Annotated in this window: 5 protein-coding genes and 1 pseudogene; all 6 read left to right on the forward strand. The window is 72.4% G+C overall.

The window, feature by feature from the left end:
• The first annotated feature begins 16 nt into the window (after positions 1-16).
• On the forward strand, positions 17-4813 hold the full coding sequence (locus GWK61_RS25765; RefSeq protein WP_323747753.1) for an SDR family NAD(P)-dependent oxidoreductase: 4797 nt from the start codon (positions 17-19) through the stop codon (positions 4811-4813).
• A gap of 185 nt (positions 4814-4998) precedes the next feature.
• Positions 4999-10710, forward strand: a pseudogene (locus tag GWK61_RS25770) (type I polyketide synthase); the annotation flags it as partial.
• Positions 10707-15083, forward strand: a complete 4377-nt coding sequence (locus tag GWK61_RS25775; RefSeq protein ID WP_194912057.1) for a non-ribosomal peptide synthetase — start codon at positions 10707-10709, stop codon at positions 15081-15083. The pseudogene GWK61_RS25770 and the gene GWK61_RS25775, both read left to right, overlap by 4 nt.
• Entirely contained in the window at positions 15080-19654 is a 4575-nt protein-coding gene (locus tag GWK61_RS25780) for a non-ribosomal peptide synthetase (protein WP_194912058.1), read from the forward strand. Before GWK61_RS25775 ends, GWK61_RS25780 begins: the two co-directional genes overlap by 4 nt.
• Positions 19651-21252, forward strand: coding sequence for a GMC family oxidoreductase (locus tag GWK61_RS59760; RefSeq protein WP_194912060.1), 1602 nt, complete (start codon positions 19651-19653; stop codon positions 21250-21252). Before GWK61_RS25780 ends, GWK61_RS59760 begins: the two co-directional genes overlap by 4 nt.
• Positions 21240-22049, forward strand: a complete 810-nt coding sequence (locus GWK61_RS25790) for a thioesterase II family protein (RefSeq protein ID WP_194912061.1) — start codon at positions 21240-21242, stop codon at positions 22047-22049. The genes GWK61_RS59760 and GWK61_RS25790 overlap by 13 nt, the downstream gene beginning before the upstream one ends.
• The last annotated feature ends 2 nt before the right edge of the window (positions 22050-22051 follow it).

Raw genomic sequence — 22051 nt, forward strand, 5'->3', positions numbered from 1 at the left:
CCCCCGCACCGCCTTCATCTTCCCCGGCCAAGGCCCCCAACACCACCACATGACCCTCCACCTCTACAACACCAACCCCACCTACCACCAAGCCCTCAACAACGCCTCCGACGCCCTCCACCCCCACACCACATTCCACATCCCCGACCTCCTCAACAACCCCCAACCCCACCACCTCACCCACGCCCACATCGTCCAACCCATGCTCTACGCCACCAACACCGCCCTCGCCACCCTCTGGCAACACCACGGCATCCACCCCCACACCACCCTCGGCCACTCCCAAGGCGAAATCGCCGCAGCCACCTGCGCCGGCTGGCTCACCCTCCAAGACGGCGCCACCATCACCGCCCTCCGCTCCCAAGCCATCACCGACACCCTCGCCAACACCGGCACCATGGCCGCAATCACCCTCCCCCCCGACAAAACCCAAAAACTACTGGTCCACCACCCCAACACCACCATCGCCGCCTACAACAGCCCCACCAACACCATCATCACCGGACCACAAACAGACATCACCACCATCATCGAACACTGCACCAACCACGGCATCCACGCCAAAACCATCCCCGTCAACTACCCCAGCCACCACCCCACCACCGACGCCCTACACCACCGCCTCACCCACGACCTGAAAGGAATCAGACCCCAACAAGGCCACACCCCACTCCACTCCACCCTCACCGGACAACCCATCACCCACCCCGACCAACTCGGACCCGAATACTGGTTCAACAACCTCCGCCACCCCGTCCAACTCCAAACCACCATCCAACAACTCGCCCAATCAGGCCACACCCACTTCATCGAAATCAGCCCCCACCCCGTCCTCACCACAGCACTCGAAGACACCCTCACCAACCACCCCAACACCCACACCCACCACACCCTCCGACGCGACCACCACCACTACCACCACTACCTCCACACCCTCACCCACACCCACACCACCGGACTCACCCCCACCTGGCCCCAAACCACCACCGCCGACACACCACCCCAACACACCAACCTCCCCACCTACCCCTTCCAACACCAACACCACTGGCTACCGGCGGCCAAGAAGACCGCGAGCAGGCCCGAGGACCTGGGCCTGACCACGACGGCGCACCCGCTGCTGACCGCCCGCGCCGACACCCCCGAGGGCGCTGTCCACTACACCGGGCGGATCGCGCCGGACCAGCCCGGCTGGATCCCCGACCACGCCATCGGCGACACCCCGGTCCTGCCCGGCGCGGCCGTCCTGGACCTGGCACTGACCTGCGTCGCAGAACACGGACACAGCCACCTCGACGAGCTCACCCTGCACGCGCCGATCACCGTCACCCGGGCCACCCAGCTGCACCTCACCCTCAGCGCACCGGACCCCGACGGGCAGCGCACGCTCACCGTCCACGCCCGGCAGGACGACGACCAGCCGTGGACGCTGCACGCGACAGCCGCCACCGGTCCCGGAGACGCCGACACCGGCACGGCCCACACCGCCACCGACGTCCACCCCGAGCTGAATCAGCACCCGGACATCGACCCGACCTGGCAGCCGATCGACCTCGACCAGCTCTATCCGACCCTCGCCGCCCGCGGCTACCACTACGGCCCCGCGTTCCAGGCGGTCACGGAAGCCCACGTCAACCCGGCGACCGGACAGACCCACACCCGCAACCGGCTCGCCGAGGGCCAGAGCCACACCGGCCACAGCCTCCACCCCACCCTCCTGGACGCCGCGTTCCACCCGCAGGCCATGCCGGGCTCCGACGACCCCGCGCAGATCCTGCTGCCCTACAGCTACACCGGCGTCGCCTTGCACGGCCGCCCGGGCGCCGCACTGCGCACCACCATCAGCCCCGGCTCGGCAGAGAACACCCTGGCCCTGAGCGCCACCGACGCGCACGACGCCCCGGCGCTGACGATCCAGGCCATCCACCTGCGGCCCACCGCCGTACACCAACTGACCGCCGCACCGCCGCTGCTCCATCTCACGTGGACCCCGGCGGAGGCCGGTACCGGTACGGGTGACGCTTCGGGCAGCGAGGACTGGGCCGCTGTCGGCGACAGCGCACTGGCCTGCGTATCCTCGCAGTATCCGGATCTCAACAGCCTGATCGCGGACGGCGAGGCGGCACCCGGAGTCCTGATCCACGTCATCGAAACCCGGCCCGAGGACGACCCGGACAGCGACACCCAGACCCACCTGGACCGCCTCCACCAGGCCACCACCGACCAGCTGACGCTGCTCACCGAGTTCCTGACGAACGAACGACTCCAGCAGACCCACCTGCTCGTCACCACCCGCCACGCCACCACCGCCGCCGGCACCCCCAACCCGATCCACGCAGCCATCTGGGCCCTCACCGGCACCGCACAGAACGAGCACCCCGACCGCATCACACTGCTCGACACCGACACACCCGACGCCGCCGTCATCAACAGTGTTCTGACATCAGGGCACGCACAGACGGCATGGTACGGGCAGCAACTCCTCACCCCCGGACTCGAACGGGTACCGGACGACGCCCTCGAGCCCCCGGACACCCTGTACTGGCGCCTGGAGAGCACGGCTCGCGGCACCTTGGACAACCTCGTCCTGGCACCGAACCCCGACGCGGCCCGGCCCCTGGACCCCGGCGAGGTCCGGGTCCGCCTGCAGGCCGCGGGGTTGAACTTCCGCGACGTCCTGGTGAACCTCGACATGGTCACCGGCCCGATGACCAGCGAGGCGGCCGGCGTGGTCGTGCAGGCCGCCGACGACGTCACCGCTTTCGCCCCCGGCGACCAGGTGATGGGGTTGTTCGCCTCGGGCCTCGGGCCGTTCGCCGTGACCGACCACAGGGCGCTGGCGAAGTTCCCGTCCTCGTGGACCGCCGCACAGGCGGCGGCCAGTCCGGTCGGCTATCTGACGGCGTATCACTGCCTGCACGACCTGGCCGGCCTCGGCGCCGGGGAGAGCGTCCTGATCCACACCGCCACCGGCGCGGTCGGGCACGCCGCCGTGCACATCGCGCACCATCTGGGCGCCACCGTCTACGCGACGGCGCATCCCGACAAGTGGCCCGCGCTGCTCGCGCTCGGCATCCCGAGGGAGCGGATCTCCTCGTCCCGGAATCTCGACTACGAGGCCGCGTTCGGCGCGGACACCGGTGGCCGGGGCATCGACGTGGTGCTCAACTCGCTGGCCGGCGAACACACCGACGCCTCGCTGCGGCTGCTGGCCCCGGGCGGGCGGTTCGTCGAGATGGGGCGGACGGACCTGCGCGATCCCGAGGCCGTCCAGGCCGCGCATCCCGGCATCGTCTACCAGCCCTACGACCTCACCAAGGTCGGGTACGACGAGATCGCCGCGACCCTCGCCGAGATGGCGCCGATGTTCCAGTCCGGGGCCTTCCTGCCGCCGCCCACGACGTCGCACGACATGCGTCGCGCCCCCGCCGCTCTCAGGGAGCTGTCACAGGCCCGGCACATCGGGAAGATCGTGCTGAGCATCGAGGCGGGCTTCGATCCGGCCGGGACGGTCCTGATCACCGGCGGGACCGGGATCGTGGCCGGGCACATCGCCGCGCGGCTCGTCGACCGGCACAAAGTCAGGCATCTGATTCTCGCCAGCCGACAAGGACCCGCGCACCCCGACGCCGAGCAGATCGTCGAAAGCCTCAGGACCCTGGGCGCCGAGCCCACGATGATCGCCTGCGACACCGCCGACCCCGATCAGCTGGCGACGCTCCTGAAGGCCGTCGACCCGGCGCATCCGCTCACCGGTGTCGTGCACGCCGCCGGCACGCTGCACGACGCACCGGTCACCGACCAGACCGCGCAGAGCCTGGCCGCCGTGCTGCGCCCGAAGGCTGACACGGCGGCCTGGTTGCACCGGCTCACCGCGGACGCGCCGCTGACCCAGTTCATCGTGACGTCGTCCATCGCCGCCACCCTAGGTGCCCCCGGCCAGGCGAACTACGCCGCCGCCAACGCCTACCTCGACGCGCTGGCGCACCACCGGCGTGCCCACCACCGGCCGGCCACCGCGATCGCGTACGGGCTCTGGCACGACCCGACGCCGCTCACCGCACACCTGACGGCCACCGACCACCAGCGCATGGCGACCACCGGACTGACCACCCTCACCACCGGCCACGCCCTGCAGCTGCTGGACCAGGCCCTGGCGGACGGCCGTGCGCACCTGGTCGCCACCGGCCTGAACAACCGCGCCGCCCACCCGCACCCGCTGCTTCCCCAAGCCCGGCAGCAGCACGCCGTCAAGCCCGCCGACGGCCGGGGCCCGCAGGAGCTGGCCGCGACGCTGGCCCGGCAGAGCACGCCCGAGCAGATCGGCACCCTGACATACCTGGTGCAGCAGCACGCGGCCGCCGTCCTGGCGCACGCGACGCCGAAGGCGATCGACGCCTCCGTGACGTTCAAGGACCTCGGCTTCGACTCGCTCACCGCCGTCGAGCTGCGCAACCGCCTGAAGACCGCGACCGGCGCCCGGCTGACCAGCACCCTGGTCTTCGACCACCCGACAGCCGGCGCCCTGGCCGAGCACCTGCGCTCGCTGCTCGCGCCCGAACACGCCCCGGCTCCGGGAGCCGACGTGCTGGCCGCGCTGGACCGGCTCGAAAGCACGCTGAGCGCGGCGGAGCTGAGCGACGAGCCGCTGCGCGGCGTCGTGCGAGCCCGGCTGCGAGCGCTGGCCCAGTTGGCCGACCGCACCGGACCGGTCGCCGACGACGCCATCAGCACCCTGAAGTCGGCCAGCGCCGAGGAGGTCTTCGACCTCATCGAGAAGCTCGGCACCACATCCGTCAGCAGCCCTCGATGATTGGCCCTTCCACGATGCCGAACCCCGAAGAACCGAATTCGCGGACAGTCAGCCCGCCGGCGCCCGGCTCCCAGACGCCGGGCTCCGAAGCCCTGAACGCCGAGCAGCTCCTGGACTACCTGAAGCGGGTGACCGGGGACCTCTACCGCGCCCACGAGCGTTTGGCACAGTACGAGCAGCAGGCGGACGAGCCACTGGCGGTCGTCGGCATGGCGTGCCGGCTGCCGGGCGGCGTCACCGATCCGGACCGGCTGTGGACGCTGCTGGCCGAAGGCGGCGACGCCATCGGCGACTTCCCCGACAACCGCGGTTGGGATCTGACAGAGCTCTACCACCCGGACCCCGACCACTCGGGCACCAGCTACACCCGCAACGGCGGATTCCTCTACGACGCCGACCAGTTCGACGCCGGCTTCTTCGGGATGGCGCCGCGCGAGGCCACCGCGACCGATCCGCAACAGCGGATCCTGCTGGAGCTGGCCTGGGAGACGCTGGAGGACGCCGGCATCGACCCCGCGACGCTGCAGGGCTCGCGCACCGGCGTCTACACCGGGGTCATCACCCAGGCCTACGCGGCCGGGAGCCTGGACTCGGAATACGCCGAGGGCCACATGCTGATCGGCAACACCGGGAGCACGGCCACCGGCCGGGTCGCGTACACGCTGGGACTGTCCGGGCCGGCGCTGAGCATCGACACGGCGTGTTCGTCCTCGCTGGTCGCGGTCCACCTGGCCGGACAGGCGCTGCGCACCCGGGAGTGCGACCTCGCGCTGGTCGGCGGCGTCACGGTGATGGCCACACCGACCATGTTCGTGGAGTTCTCGCGGCAGCGGGGGCTGTCGGTGGACGGACGATGCAAGGCCTTCGCCGAGGCGGCCGACGGGACCGGCTGGAGCGAGGGCGCGGCGCTGTTGCTGCTGGAACGGCTGTCGGACGCGCAAGCCAACGGACATCGGATCCACGCGGTGGTACGCGGCTCGGCAGTCAACCAGGACGGCGCCAGCAACGGCCTCACCGCACCGAACGGCCCCGCGCAGCAACGGGTGATCACCGAGGCGCTGGCCGACGCCGGACTGACGCCCGCGGACATCGACGTGATCGAGGCGCACGGCACCGGTACGACCCTCGGCGACCCGATCGAGGCCGGCGCGCTGAACGCCGCCTATGGTGAGCGAGCGCATGGCAGGCCGCTGTATCTGGGCTCCCTGAAGTCGAACATCGGACACACGCAGGCTGCAGCCGGTGCCGCCGGGATCATCAAGCTGATACAAGCGATGCGGCATGGCACCATCCCGCAGACCCTGCATGTGGACGCACCCAGCCACCACATCGACTGGGAAGCCGGACCACTGAAGCTGGCGACGACACCGGTCGCATGGCCACAGACCGGGCAACCACGCCGGGCCGGCATCTCAGCCTTCGGGGTGTCCGGGACGAATGCCCACCTGATATTGGAGCAGCCGCCGGTCGGCCCCGACGATGAGAAGCAGACGCAGAAGCCTGTAACGACCGGCACCGGAACCGACACCGAAGACCGCCCCGCTGCCGCCGGAGCCGGGGCCGGAACCCGCGGAGTTGAGGCCCGAGCCGAGACTGAAGCTGGAATCCACACCGCGGTCGAGGCCGAGGCCATTCCGATACTGCTCCCGCTCAGTACCCGGGGCACCGCCGCGCTGCGTGAAGCCGGCTCTCGGCTGGCGCAGCTGCTCGACCAGCCACAGCGCCCCGCCCTGGCCGACATCTCCCACACCCTGACCCACGGCCGCGCGCGGCTGGCTGACCGTGCGGTGGTCCTGGCCACCGAGTCCGAGCAGGCGCGACAGGCGTTGCTGGCCCTCGCGGACGGCCGTGAACACCCTGATGTGAGCGTCGGCACCGCCGCCCCGGGTGAGGTCTGCTACCTGTTCTCCGGCCAAGGCTCCCAACGCCCCGAAATGGCCGCAGGACTGTACCGAACCTTCCCCGTGTTCAAACAAGCCCTCGAAGAAGCCTGCGAAGCCTGCGACCCCCACCTCGAACACCCACTACTGCCGATCATCCTCGACAGCCAGCACGAGGAACTGTTGGCCACCACCGCCTACACCCAGCCAGCGCTGTTCGCCATCCACACCGCGCTCTATCGCCTCCTGCTGAACTTCGCCCCCGCACCAGCCTCGGTCGCAGGACACTCCATCGGCGAACTCAGCGCCGCCCACACCGCGGGCATCCTCACCCTCGCCGACGCCGCAAAACTCATCTGCGCACGCGCGCGGCTCATGCACACCATGCCACCCGGCACCATGCTCACCGCACACACCACTCCCGAACACATCAACGAACTACTCAAAGACCACCCCGACATCGACACCGCCGCCTACAACACCCCCACAACCACCACCCTCGCCGGACCACCAGAGGCCATCACCGCACTAGCCAAAACCCTGGAACACGAGGGAATCAGTACCCGCATACTGCACACCGCTCACGCCTACCACTCCCGCGCCACCGACCCGATCCTGGACGACTTCCGCACAATCGCAGAGCAGGTGACCTGGAACCAGCCCACGATCCCGCTCATCACCGCCACCCCCGAACCAGCCACAACCGAACAACTCACCGACCCCGAATTCTGGACACAGCAGATCCGCCGCCCCGTCCACTTCCACCACGCCATCACCCACACCCAGAACGCAGGCACCACCGGCTACCTCGAACTCGGACCCGACACCACCCTCACCACACTCACCAAATCCACCCTCGACGACACCCCCGACACCTGGGCCGCGCCAACCCTGAGCCCAGGCGGATCCGACACCCACACGTTCTTCACAGCACTGGCCCACCTGCACACCCACGGCACCCCGATCACCTGGCCCCGCAACAACGAAAGCCGCCACACCGACCTCCCCACCTACCCCTTCCAACACCAGCGGCACTGGCTCCCGGACCACGACGACCACAAGGCGCTCCGCAGGATTCGCGCGCACGCCGCGCATCCGGTCCTCGGTGCGCGCCAGGACCTGGCGGACGACGAGGCCGTCTGGTTCGGCAACGTCCTGACGCCACAGCGGCCGCGGTTCGTCAGCGAGCACCGGTTGCTCGACACGCCGGTGCTGCCCGCCTCCGCGCTGCTCGATTGGGCGCTTGCCGGCGCTATGGAGGTCTGCGGGGACACAGGCGCGACGAGCGGCGCAGGCAGCGCGAGAGGCACCGGCAACCCGGCTAGCGCGAGCGGCACTCGCGACCCGGCCAGCGCTCGCGGCACCGGCGACCCGAGCGCCACCAGCGACCCGGGCGGCGCGAGCGGCGCCGGCAACCTGGCCAGCGCGAGCGGCACTGGCGACCCGGCCAGCACTGCCGGCACAGCCGGCCCGGCCGCCGGCTGGCTGCTCGAAGCAGTCTCCTTCGACAAGTTCCTCAGCATCCCCGACGACTCGTCGGTGTTCGTCCAGGCCAAGGTGCAGCTCTCGGAGGGATCGGGATCCTGCCGCGTCCGCTGCTTCGGCCGCGCCGAGGACGAGGAGGGTGGCTGGTCCGAGCACCTCGGTGTGGGCGCGGCCGTCCGCGCGATGGCGGAGCGTCCTGCGGCGATCGCGCCGGAGGCGATGGCCGCGAAGCTCACCGACATCCCGACGCAGGCCTATTACCAGGGCTTCCGAGGCGCCGGGATCGACTACGGGCCGGCGTTCCGCGGGATCCGCCGCCTGGTCGGCGGCCAGGACGAAGTCCTCGGCTTCATCGAGATCGACGCCACGCTGCTCGACGGGGCGGAGCATCCGCTCAACCCCCTGGTCCTGGACGCCTGTTTCCAGACCATGGCAGCCCTCGTCGACGTCGACGACGCCCTGTGGCTGCCCCGGAGCCTGGACCGGCTGACGCGGTACGGCGCGCTGCCCGAGCGCCTGTGGTGCCACGCGCGCCGGCGTGCGGGGGCGGCGACCCGGCAGACGGTCGACCTCACCCTGGCAGCAGAAGACGGGACCGTGGTGGCGACCGTCGAGGGCATGGTGCTGGTGCCGTTGGACCGGGCGGCGTTGGCCGGCTTGGTCGATCCGAAGCCGGGGCTGTACCACGTCCAGTGGCAGCCCGTGGCCGAGCTCGGTGCGGCCGATGCCGTACCGGCGGACGCCAATAGGAGCGCGGACGTCCCCGCGAAGGATCCCGGTCCCTGGCTGTTGTTCGGCGTGGACCCCGAAGCGGTCCGCGACTGGGGCGACCAGCTCCAGGGAGTCGTGCCGATCGCCGATACCGAGCCCCGCTCTGATTCCGAGACCGGCCTGGACCGCTTCTTTTCAGACCTGGTCAAGACGACACCGACAGTCCGGGGCCTCATCATCCACGGCGGGCTCGCCGACCCGAAGCCCGACCCGGACACGATCCCGGAGCAGACCTACGCCCTCGCCGGCCGAATCCTGCTCCTCCTCAAACACTTCCTCCGCCGCTACGGCGACTCCGACCCCCGGCTCGTCATCTGCTCGACCGGCGCGACCAGCCCCCTGGCCCACGGTCCGGCCCCCGTCCCGTCCCAGTCGGTCCTGTCGGCCGCGGCGAAGGCCGTGACCGCCGAGCACCCCGACCTGCGCTGCGTCCAGATCGACCTGGATCCCGACGGCGCGCCGCCGCCGGCGGCCGAACTGCTGGCGCGCGCCGCCGAACTCGGCGGCTCCGGGCAGCTCGCGGTCAGAGCCGGCCGGTGGTACCTGGCCCGGCTCCGGCAGGGCGCGCACGAGTCCGCGCGGCACCGGATTTCGTGCCGTCCCGACGCGTCGTATCTGGTCACCGGCGGTCTGGGCGGCCTGGGACTGGCGACGGCGGCGTGGTTGGCCGAGCGCGGCGCGCGGACCCTGGTGCTGGTCGGCCGCACGACACCGCGGACGGTACCGGAGCAGGTGGCGCGGTTGCGGGCCGCCGGTGTGGACGTCGTCGTCCGCAGCGCCGACATCGCAGACCGCGCTCAGACCGAGGCCCTGCTCGCCGACATCCGCCGCGACCTGCCGCCCCTGCGCGGTGTCGTCCACGCGGCGGGCGTCTCGGCGGACGCCCCGCTGGTGAACCTCGACGCGGCCGGCGTGCGCCGGAACCTGGCACCGAAGGTCGGCGGCGCCTGGAACCTGCATCGCGCGCTCGGCGACGGCTCGGATCCGGTGGACTTCTTCGTCCTCTACTCCTCTCTCGCGTCGGTCATCGGCTCCCCCGGCCAAGCCGCCTACACCGCGGCCAACGCCTTCCTGGACGCCCTGGCCGCGCAGCGGCGCCGCGAGGGTCTGGCCGGGACCAGCGTCAGCTGGGGCGCGTGGGCCGAGGCGGGCATGGCGGCCGAGCGCGGTCTGCTCGACCGCCTGGCCGCGGTCGGCGTGGACGGCCTGCGGTCGCGCTCGGCGCTGGCCGCCCTCGACGAGGTGGTCCCGGGGCCGCTGGCGCACGTCGCCGTGGCCCGGATCGACTGGGACCGGCAGGCGGCGGGCCGGGACCCGGGTCGGCCCTCGTCCTTCCTGGCCGACTTCCGCGGCGCGGGGCGCGCCGACGGCGACCGCGAGGGTCCGCGGTACGACGCCGACGAGCTCGCGGACCTGGTCCTGGGCGATCCCGGTGCGGCGCGCACGGCCGTGCTGGAGGGACTGTTCCTGGGCCTGGCCCAGCTGCTGGGGCTGTCCGCGGCGGACCGGGACGCGCTGCGGCCTCGCTTCGCGGCGACCCCGCTCAACACGATCGGCCTGGACTCGCTGTCCACGGTGCGGCTGCGTCGGCGCATCGCCGCGGACTTCGGGGTCGACGTGTCCGCCGAGACGTTGTTCGGCGGCGGGACCGCGACGCAGATCGCGGAGCTGGTATGCGAGCAGATCGCGCTGCGCAGCGTCATCGCCGGCGACGGCGACCGGTTCGAGGACGACGCCGACTACCAGGTGGTGACGCTGTGAACGCCGACGAGGCGGGCCGCACGACGGCCGAAGCACCGAACGGGACACTGACCGAAACACCGGCCGAAACACCGGCCGAAACACCGACCGAAGCACCCGCCGAAGCACCCGCCAAGGAGTCCGTGGATCCGATCCCGGCGCTGGTGGGCACACTGGCCCGGGCCGGGATCAAGCTCCAGCCGGCCGGCGACGGCCTGAACGTCGCGGCGCCCCGGGACGCCCTGACCCCCGAGCTGCGCGCGCTGATCGTGGCGCACAAGCCGGCGCTGATCGCGTGGCTGTCGGCCGCCGCGCCGCAGGCCGGACCCGGGCCTCGGATCGTGCCCGACGAGGCGAACCTCTACGAGCCCTTCCCGGCCTCGGACCTCCAGCAGTCGTTCATCATCGGCAGCCGGGAAGGCTTCGAGTTCCACGTCCGCCCGCACCAGTACATCGAGATGGACCTGGAGGATCTGGACCCAGCCGCGTTCCAGGACGCTTTCAACAAGGCTCTGCAACGGCAGCGCAAGAACATCGTCGTGGTGCGCGAGGACCTGCGGCTGCAGGTGGTACGGGACCCGGAGCCGGTCGAGATCGGGGTCTCGGACTTCCGCGGCCTGGACGCCGAGGCCGCCGAGCACGCCATCGAGGAGATCCGGGCCTCGATGGAACGGACCGAACCGCCGCACGACCGGTGGCCCTGGGTCAAACCACACATCAGCCTGTACGGGGAGAACCGGGCACGGCTGCACTACAACAACAACAGCCTGTTCACCGACGCGCCGAGCGGTCTGGGCCTGGTCGTCGACGCGCTCCACTACCTGGAGCATCCCGACCAGCCGCTGCCGGACGTCGAGATCAGCTATCGCGACTGCGTGCTGGGCCTGGCGGAGTTGGAGGAGTCGCCGGCCGGCCAGAAGGCCCGGGACTACTGGGTAGAGCGGCTGGCCGGCTGGCCCGAGGCGCCCGCGGTCCCGCTGGTCGCCGGCAGCCGGGCCCGGGGCCGCTCGAAGCTGTGCCGCCGGAGCTGGGTCGTGCAGGAGCCGGTGTGGACCGGGCTGACCGAGCTGGCGGCCCGACACGGGGTGACGACCACCAGCGCGCTGGTCACCGTGCACGCCGAAGTGCTGTCGGCGTTCAGCGGGTCCCGGCACTTCCTGCTGAACAACATGATCACGCACCGGCAGTTCGAACTGCACCCGCAGATGTCCTCCGTGCTGGGCAACTTCGCGTCCTTGTATCCGCTGGAGGTCGACCTGCGCCCGGACGAGCCGTTCCGCGAGCGGGTCCGCCGATTGCAGGCCACGCTCATGAGCGACGTGGCGCACGCACAGTGGAGCGGCGTGAAGGTGCTCCAGACGCTGAACCAGGTGCGGGGGACGCCGGGCCGGGCCAGCTGCCCGTTCGCCATCGGCAGCGCGCTGTTCGTCGGGAACGCCGGACTGCCTCATTACAGCCTGTTGGAGACGCCGCAGACACTCATCGACACCGAGTACTGGCGGCTGGCGGAGAACCGGATGTGGGTGGTCTGGGACGTCATCGAGGACATGTTCCCGGCCGGCCTGGTGGACGCCATGTTCGCGGCGTTCCGCAGCACCCTGGAACGGCTGGCGGCCGACCCGGAGCACTGGGACCTGCACGCCTTCGACCTGGTGCCGAGCGAGCAGCTGGAGCTTCGCAGGCTCCTGAACGGCACGCCGCCGGCCGCCGATCCGGGGACACTGCTGCACGACGGGCTGGCGGTCCAGGCCGCGACGGCGCCGGACCGGCCCGCGGTCGCCTCCGGGACGACGACGCTGACCTACGGCACGCTGTACGAGCGCAGCCAGACGGTCGCCGCGCGCCTGCGGGAGCTGGGAGCCGGTCCGGGACGGACCGTCGCCGTGCTGCTGCCGAAGGGCGCCGACCAGGTGGTCGCGGTGTTCGGGGTGCTGGAGTCGGGTGCGGCGTATGTGCCGGTCGATCCGGCGTGGCCGCGAGAGCGTCGCAGCTTCCTGTTCGCGGACGCCGACGTGTGCGCCGTGGTGACCTGCGAGGCGCTTCGGGAGGAGGCCGCCGCGACCGGCCGGCTGCCGCTGGTGTGCGTCGACTCGGCGGATTCGGACCGGGCGCACCGGGAGCAGCGGGAGCACGGGGAGCACCGGGAGCAGCGATCGGCTCCGGCCGCACGCTCGTCGGACGCCGCCGCCGGCGAGCCGGCCCCGACGCCCGACGACCTCGCCTACGTGATCTACACCTCGGGCTCGACCGGCCACCCCAAGGGGGCGATGCTCAGCCACCGGGGCCCGGCCAACACCGTCGCCGACATCAACGAGCGCTTCGGCGTCGGTCCGGACGACGTCCTGTTCGGCGCCTCGTCGCTGTGCTTCGACCTGTCGGTCTACGACGTCTTCGGCGCGGCGGCGGCCGGGGCCGCGCTGGCCCTGCCGACGTCCCCGGATCCGGCGTCGTGGGTGGAGGAGGTGGCGGCGCGCGGCGTGACCGTGTGGAACTCGGTGCCGGCCCTGATGCAGCTGTTCGCCGAGGAGGCTTCGCGTCGGGACGTGCGCTTCCCGGCTCTGCGCACGGTCCTGCTCAGCGGCGACTGGATCCCGGTCGATCTGCCCGAGCGGATCGGCCGGATCGCCCCGAACGCCCGGGTCGTCTCGCTCGGCGGCGCGACCGAGGCGTCGATCTGGTCCATCCACCACGAGATCGAGCACGTGGACCCGGACTGGACCAGCATCCCCTACGGCACGCCGCTGGCCGGGCAGACCTGGCACGTCCTGGACCCGGCCGGGCGGGACGCGCCGACGTGGGTGGAGGCCGACCTCTACATCGGCGGCACCGGCGTCGCGCTGGGCTATCTGAACGATCCGGCCAAGACCGCCGCCGCCTTCCTCAGCCATCCGCGGACCGGCGAGCGCCTGTACCGCACGGGCGACCGTGGCCGCTATCTGCCGAACGGCGAGATCGAGTTCCTCGGTCGTGGCGACTTCCAGGTGAAGATCCAGGGCTTCCGGGTGGAGCCGGGCGAGGTGGAGCACGCGCTGCTCGCCGAGCCGGGGGTCGAGCAGGCCGTCGTGCTGGCCCGGGGGGCGGCCGCCGGGAAGCAGCTGGTGGCCTATGTCGTCGGTCCGGACCCCCGGACGCCGGTCGGCGAGGAACTGCGCGCCGGTCTGGCCGCCCGGCTGCCGGGCCATCTGGTGCCCGGCCGGGTGGTCGTGGTGGACCGGTTGCCGTTGACCGCCAACGGAAAGCTGGACCGGGCCGCGTTGGCGGCGGCCGATCCGGACCGGGCCGCGGTCCAGGAGCGGACGGCACCGCGCACCGGGGTCGAGGCGGTGATCGCCGAGATCTGGGCGGCGATCCTGCAGGGCGGCCCGGTCAGTGTGCACGACGACTTCTTCGCACTCGGCGGGCAGTCCTTCGCCGCGCTGCGGGTGATCGGGCAGATCGCCGAGCGGATCGGGCGGCGGGTGCCGCTCGGCGTCCTGCTGGAGCAGCGGACGGTCGCCCGGCTGGCCGCGTGGCTGGCGGACGGGGTGGACCACGACTGGACGCCGCTGGTGACGCTGAAGACGGGTGCCGGTCGGCCCTGGTTCCTGGTCCACCCGGCCGGCGGGACCGTCCTGTGCTATCGCGAGCTGGCCGAACGGCTGGACGGTCCGGTGTATGCGTTCCAGGCGCCGGCGGACCGACCGGCGGCCCAACGGGTCGAGGACTTCGCCAAGCTCTACGTCGACGCGCTGCTGGAGGTGCAGCCGGACGGGCCGTACCGGCTCGCCGGATGGTCCTCCGGCGCGGTGATCGCCGCCGAGATGGCGCACCGGCTGGAGCAGGCGGGCCGGTCCGTCGAACGGCTCGCGGTGATCGACGCCCCGGCGCCGCTGACCGCACGGCCGGTCCAGGACACGCAGCTGTTGCTGTGGTTCCTGGAGGACCTGGAGATCGGGTTCGACGCGGCCGCCGTCACCGACGCCCAGCGTGCGGCCGTCGCCGCGGCACCCTCCGGACTGCGGCTCGCGGCCGCCCTGGCCCTGGTTCCCGAAGACGGCGCGCGCCCGGCACCCGACCCCGCCGACCTGACGGGCCCGGCGGACGTCTTCCGGACCGTGGTCGCCGCCTGCAACGGCCACGCGGCCGCGCCGATCCGCGCGGACGTCACGGTCGTGCGCGCGACACGCAACGTGGTCAGCGAGTTCGCCGACGACCCCGGCCTGGCCGAACCCGACTGGGGCTGGTCGGCCCTGAGCACCGGACAGGTCAGTGCGACCGGTGTCGAGGGCACGCACTACTCGCTGCTCAGAGAGCCCGCGGCGCTGGCCCGGGTCGCCGAAGCACTGAACGGCAACCGACCGACCGTCCAGCCGACCGCCGGCCTGGACCAGGCAACCCCTGCGAGGACGCGATGATCCAGGACCTTCTGGCCGAACTGCGCGAGCACGGTATCCGGCTGCGCCTGAACGAGGACAAGCTCGACGTGATCGCCCCGCCGGGGTCGCTGAGCCCGGAGCTGGCCGACCGGCTGCGCCAGGCTCGCGGCGAGCTGATCGACCTGCTGATGCGGACCACGGTCAGCGAGCGGACCACCCGCGTCAGCCCGGACCCGGCGAACCGCCACGAGCCGTTCCCGCTGACCGATCTGCAGCACGCGTACTGGGTCGGCCGAAGCTCGGCGATCGACCTGGGCGGGGTCGCGTGCCACTACTACTTCGAGCTCGAGCGCGCCGGCCTGGATCCGGCCCGGCTGGCCGAGAGCCTGAACAAGGTCATCGCGCGCCACGACATGCTGCGCATGGTGGTCGAACCGGACGGGCGGCAGCGGATCCTGGCCGAGGCGCCGGTGTACGAACTCGATGTCGCCGACCTGCGGGAGCTGCCGCCGGCCGAGCAGGAGGCGCGGCTGGCGCACACCCGCGCCGAGATGGACCACAAGGTGCGGCCCACCGACCGCTGGCCGCTGTTCGAGGTCCGGGCCAGCCTGCTGCCGGCCGGGACGATCCGCCTGCACGTCGGCGTGGACGTGATCGCGGTGGACGGTTCGAGCCTGTACCTGCTGTTCCGGGAGTGGCGGCGGTTCTACGAGGATCCGCAGTGGGATCCGGAGCCGTTGGGCGTCTCCTACCGCGACTACGTCCTCAACGAGGTGGCGGCCCGGGACGGCGAGGAGTACCGGCGCGACGAGAAGTACTGGCTGGACCAGCTGGACCGGCTGCCGCCGGCGCCGACGCCGCCGCTGGCCGGTCCGACGTCCGGGCTGACCGGGGCGAGGTTCACCCGGCGGACCGGACGGGTCCCGGCCGAGCGGTGGAGCCGGTTCAAGGCCGTGGCCCAGAGCCGGGGGCTGACGCCCTCGGCGGCGTTGACGGCGGCCTTCTCCGAGGTGCTGCGCCGCTGGTCGCAGCAGCCTGAGTTCACGATGAACCTGACGCTGTTCAACCGGCCCCAGGTGCACGAGGAGATCAACGGGGTGATCGGCGACTTCAGCTCGGTGACGCTGCTGGCGGTGCGCAGCCAGGAGCAGGACACCTTCGCCGACCGGGCCGACCGGATCCAGCGGCAGCTGATGCGCGACCTGTCGCACCAGTCCTTCAGCGGGGTGCGGCTGCTGCGCGAGCGCAACCGGCGGCTCGGCGGCGGTCCCGGCGCGGCCATGCCGGTGGTGTTCAGCAGTGCCCTGTTCCTGGCCTCGGGCCAGGACGATCCCTCGGACGCCGTGCTGTTCTTCGGCGAGCGCGTCTACGGGGTCTCGCAGACTCCGCAGGTGTGGCTGGACCACCAGGTCGCCGAGGAGCAGGGCGAGCTGGTGTTCAGCTGGGACGCGATCGAGGAGCTTTTCCCGGCCGAGGAACTGGACGACATGTTCGCCGCCTACCAGCGGGTGTTGACCCGGCTGCTGGACGAGCCCGAGGCCTGGGAGCAGCAGGAGTGCCTGGCCGAGTTGCCGGCCTGGCAGCGGGCCGAGCGCGACGCCGCGAACGCCACCGGCGAGGGCACGGACCAGGCCCTCGCGGCGACTCTGGGCGGCCTGGTCGAGGAAGCTGCCGCGAAGCGTCCCGACGAGGTCGCGGTGATCGCGGCCGAGGGCACCCTGACCTACCGCGAGCTGCTGTCCGGCTCGCGGCGGCTGGCCCGGCGGCTGCGCCGGCTCGGGGCCGCCCCGAACACGCTGGTCGGCGTGCTGCTCGGCAAGGGCGCCGACCAGGTCTCGGCGGTGCTCGGGGTCAGCCTGTCAGGGGCCGGATACCTCCCGGTGGATCCGCAGTGGCCGCAGGCCCGGCGGCACGAGCTGCTGGCCCGCGGCGGCGCGCGGATCGTCGTGACCAGCCCGGAGCTGCGGCGCGAGCTGGTCTGGCCGCAGGGGGTCGAGCTGGTCACGCTGTCCGATCCCGAGGTGGCGGCCTGCGCCGAGGACCCGCTCGACCCGGTGGCCGCCGGCACCGACCTGGCCTACGTGATCTTCACGTCCGGTTCCACCGGCGCCCCGAAGGGCGTGGCGGTCGACCACGCGGCGGCGGTGAACACGATCGTGGACGTCAACCGCCGGTTCGGGGTCGGCCCCGCCGACCGGGTCCTGGCCCTGTCCGCCCTGACCTTCGACCTGTCGGTCTACGACGTGTTCGGGCTGCTCGCGGCCGGCGGCGCGGTGGTCGTCCCGCCGGCCGGCGCCACCCAGGACCCCGGCCGCTGGCGCGAGCTGGTCGCGGAGCACTCGGTCACCGTGTGGAACTCGGTGCCGGCGCTCATGCAGCTGTGGACTCAGGCCCCGGATACCGCCGGCCGGCAGCCGGCGTCGATCCGGCTGGTCCTGCTCAGCGGCGACTGGATCCCGGTCCGGCTGCCCGAGGCGATCCGGCGCGGCTGCCCGGACGCCCGGCTGGTCGGCCTCGGCGGCGCGACCGAGGGCTCGATCTGGTCGATCTTCCACCCGATCCCGGACCCGGTCCCCGCCGGCTGGACCAGCATCCCCTACGGCAGGCCGCTGGCGAACCAGACCATGCACGTCTACGACACCGCGTTCCAACCGTGCCCGGTGTGGACGGCCGGCGAGATCTTCATCGGCGGGGCCGGGGTCGCCCGCGGCTACTGGAACGACCCGGAGCTGACCGCCGAGCGCTTCGTGACCCACCCCGACACCGGGCAGCGCCTGTACCGGACCGGCGACCTGGGCCGGTATCTGCCCGGCGGGGACATCGAGTTCCTCGGCCGGCAGGACTCCCAGGTCAAGATCAACGGCTACCGGATCGAGCTCGGCGAGGTCACGGCGGCGCTGAGCGCGCTGCCGGGAGTCGGCCAGGCCGTGGTCGGCGTCGGCGTCAACCCCGGCACCGGTCACCGGGCCCTGATGGCGCACGTGGTGCCGGCCGCCGCCGCGGATGCCGGGGACGCCGGGGACGCCGGGGAGCACGCCGGCCCGATCGCCGAGTGGGAGCCGGTGCTGGCCGCCGGTGAGGCCGAGCTGCGCACCGGCGTCGGCGAGCTGACCTCGCTGCTGGCCGAGTACCAGGAGACCTCGCAGCTGGTCGAGGACCTGTGCCCGGCGATCATGGCGCGGGCGCTGTCCGAACTCGGCGCGTTCCACGACAGCGCCGTGGCGGTGTCGAGCAAGGACTTCGTGGACTCCTACGACGTGAAGCCGTCGTACACCGGACTGCTCGACCGCTGGCTGGCGACTCTGGCCGAGGCGGGGCTGCTCGAGGCGGCGGACGAGGGCGGATACCGCTGCCGGCAGGTCTTCGACCACGCCGTCCTGGACGCCGAGCTGCGCGGACGGCTCGACGGCCTGCGGGTCGATCCCAGCCACGCCGCGCTGCTGGAATACCTGATCACGTGCGCGGACAACGCGGCGGGCCTGCTCACCGGCAAGGTCAATCCGCTGGGGCTGCTGCTCCCCGACGGGGACGACCGGGTGACCGAGGCGTTGTACGCGACGAACCCCATGGCCCGGTTGCAGAACCGGGTCACCGCCGCGGTCGTGCGGGCGCACGCCGAGGCCCTGGGCGACCGGCCGATCAGGGTGCTGGAAGTCGGGGCCGGGACCGGCGCGACGTCCCGGAGCGTGCTGGCCGCCCTGCCGGCGGGCCGGACGCGGTACTCCTTCACCGACGTCTCGACGTACTTCCTCACCAAGGCCAAGAACCGGTTCAGGCAGCACCCGTCCGTGGACTACGGCCGGTTCGACATCGACCGCGACCCCGCCGGCCAGGGCTTCGCCGCCGGCTCGGTGGACGTGATCGTGGCCGCCAACGTCATGCACGACGCCGCCGACGTCGGCCGGGCCCTGGGCTCGCTGGGCACCCTGCTGGCCCCGGACGGCCTGCTGGTGATGATCGAGGGCACGGCGAACACCCGGACCCAGATGATCAGCGTCGGCTTCATCGAGGGTCTGGCCCAGGAGCACGAGTCCGGCCGGACGCCGCTGCTGTCCGTTCCCCAGTGGCGCGAGCACATCCTGGCCGCCGGCTACTCCGACGTCCGGTCGATCCCCGAGGGCGCCTCGACGGTCAGCGGGCAGCCGCAGCACGTCCTGGTCGCCCGATCGGCGGGCGCGGCGCGCCGGGTCCCGAGCGGCGATGCCCTGCGCAAGGGACTGGAGCAGGTGCTTCCGGACTACATGGTGCCGCGGCACTACCTGTTCCTGGACCGGATCCCCCTCACCCCGAACGGCAAGGTGGACCAGGCCGCGCTGCCCTCGCCGTGGCAGGAGAGCGGATCGCAGGAGGCGACCGCCCCGCGCGATGCGTTGGAGGAGCGCCTGTACGAGATCTGGCGCGACGCCTTGGAACAGGACGACTTCGGCGTGGAGGACGACTTCTTCGTCCTGGGCGGCGACTCGCTGCACGCCGTGAACATCCTGGGCCGGCTGCGCGACGAACTCGGGATGGAGGGCGACGCCGACGAGGGGCTGGAGTTCCTGTTCGACAACCCGACCATCGCCGAGTTGGCAGTCGCGCTGCGGGAGCAGGGGGTGGACGGTCCGTGAGCCCGACCGAGGTCTGGGACCGGACCTGGGACGACGTGGTGGTGGGCGCCGGCTCGGCCGGCGCCGCCCTCGCCGCGCGCCTGTCCGAGGCCGGGGTCGGGACCAGCTCCGGATCCGGGGCCAGGTCCGGGTCCGGCGACGGCGCCGGGGGCCGCCGAGTCCTGGTGCTGGAGGCCGGCCCGGCCCGGCTCGGCCCCGAACACGACGGCGACGCGCTCGGCGCCGCCGTGTTCGAGGGCTACAACTGGGAGTACGGAGCGCGGGTGAACGGTCCGGCCGACCGGCCCCGCGCCACGGAGTACCGGGTGGGCCGGGTCGTGGGCGGCTCCTCGGCGATCAACGGCGCCATCGCGCTGCGCGGGCTGTCCACCGACTTCCAGGCCTGGGCCGCCGCGGGCAACCCCGAATGGTCCTGGGACCGTGTCCTGCCCGCTTTCGTGAAGCTGGAGACCGACGCGGACTTCGACGGTCCGGGCCACGGCACGCGGGGCCCGGTGTACCTGAGCCGTCCCGCCGCCGCGGAGTTCGGGCCCTGCGCCGAGGCCTTCCACAGCGCGTGCCGGTCGCTGGGAATCCCGGCGGCGGCCGATCTGAACGACGACACCGCGGTCGGCGTGGGGCCGGTCCCGGCCAACGCCGTCGGCGGCCGACGGCAGTCCGTAGAGGAGGCGTACCTGCGGCCGGCGGCGGAGCGCCGGAACCTGGTGGTGCGGACGGACGCGGAGGTCGCCCGCGTGACGTTCGACGGGTCCCGGGCGACCGGCGTCGAAGTGCGGCTGGCCGGCCGCATCCGGCGGATCGCCGCCGAACGGGTCACGCTCAGCGCCGGAGCGGTCAACACACCGCTGATCCTGCAACGCTCCGGCGTAGGCCGGGCGGCGCTGCTGCGCCGGCTCGGCATCGACGTCGTCGCCGATCTGCCGGGCGTGGGCGCGAACCTCATGGATCACCCCGTGGTCGCGATCTGGATCCGGCCGCACGAGGACGTCTGCGTAGCCGGCGCGCCGTGGCACCACGTCGCGGCGCGCACCGCCGGCGCGGACGGTCGCGCCGACATCGGCCTGTTCCTGGCCGCCAACGTGACCCAGGCCCCGTCCTCAGGCCTGGACGGCGCGCTTCGCGGCCGCCCGGGCGCGGTGGTGTCGGCGGTCCTGCTGTCCCCCGCCTCGCGCGGCAGTGTGGCACTCACCGACCCCGCCGGCGCGACGCCGCCGCACATCACGCTCAACCTGGCCGAGCATCCCGACGACGTCGAACGCTTGGTCCGGGGGGTACGCCAGGCCTGGTCGGTCGTCGGCTCGCCGGAGTTCGGCAAGCTCACCGACCGGGTCCTGATCTGGACCGACCGCCTGGTCGCCGACGAGGCGCGGCTGCGCGCCGCGATCGGCCGGTTCGTGGCGCCGATGTGGCATCCGGCCGGGACCGCCCGCATGGGTCCGGCCGAGGACCCGCTGAGCGTCGTCGACCAGCACTGCCGGGTCCACGGCCTGGAGGGGCTGCGCGTGGCCGACGCCTCGGTGATGCCGACCCTGCCCAGCGCCCCCACGAATCTGAGCTGCGTCATGATCGCGGAGAGGGTTGCCGAATGGATGCTCTGATCACCGCCGAATCCCCCGCGTCGCAGGCGCGGCCGCTCACAGTCGACGCGGTGCGCTGGCCCGGCACCGCCGCGCCGGGCCGGGCCCGGCTGCGCCTGTACTGTCTGCCCCACGCCGGCGGCGGCGCCGTCTCCTATCTGCCGTGGTCGCGCCGGCTGGCCCCGGACATCGAGGTGGTCGCGGTCCGGCTGCCCGGCCGGGAGAACCGGCACCGGGAGCGCCCGGCCCGCCGCCTGGGGCAGCTGGTGCCGGCGGTCACCCGGATCCTGAGCGGTGACGCCGACGGGCCGTTCGCCGTGTTCGGGCACAGCCTCGGCGCGCTGCTGGCCTTCGAGGCCTGCCGGGAGCTGGCCCGGTTGGATCTGCGCCAACCGGTACGGCTGCTGGTGTCCGGCCGGACCGCACCCCAGCTGCCCTCGCGCGTCCCGCCGATCCACGCCGCCCCGGACGAGGCGCTGTACCAGCGGCTGCGGGACATGGGCGGCACGCCCCCGGAACTGCTGGCCGACCCGGAGGTGATGGCCGGACTGCTGCCGACGCTCCGGGCGGACATGGAAGCCGCGGAGACGTACGAGTACCGGCCGGGGCCGGCGCTGAACGTCCCGCTGTCGGTGTTCGGCGGAGCCCAGGACCGCTTCGCCGACCGGCGGGACATCGAACCCTGGGGCGAGCACACCCGCGCGGGCTGCCGGGTCCGGGTCTACCCGGGCCGGCACTTCTTCCTGCACGAGGACCCCGAGCCGGTCCTGCGCGACCTGGTCTCGGACCTTTCGACTTTCCACCCGGCGGCCCCCTAACA

The organism is Catenulispora rubra (genome assembly GCF_015356825.1).
GTDB lineage: Bacteria > Actinomycetota > Actinomycetes > Streptomycetales > Catenulisporaceae > Catenulispora > Catenulispora rubra.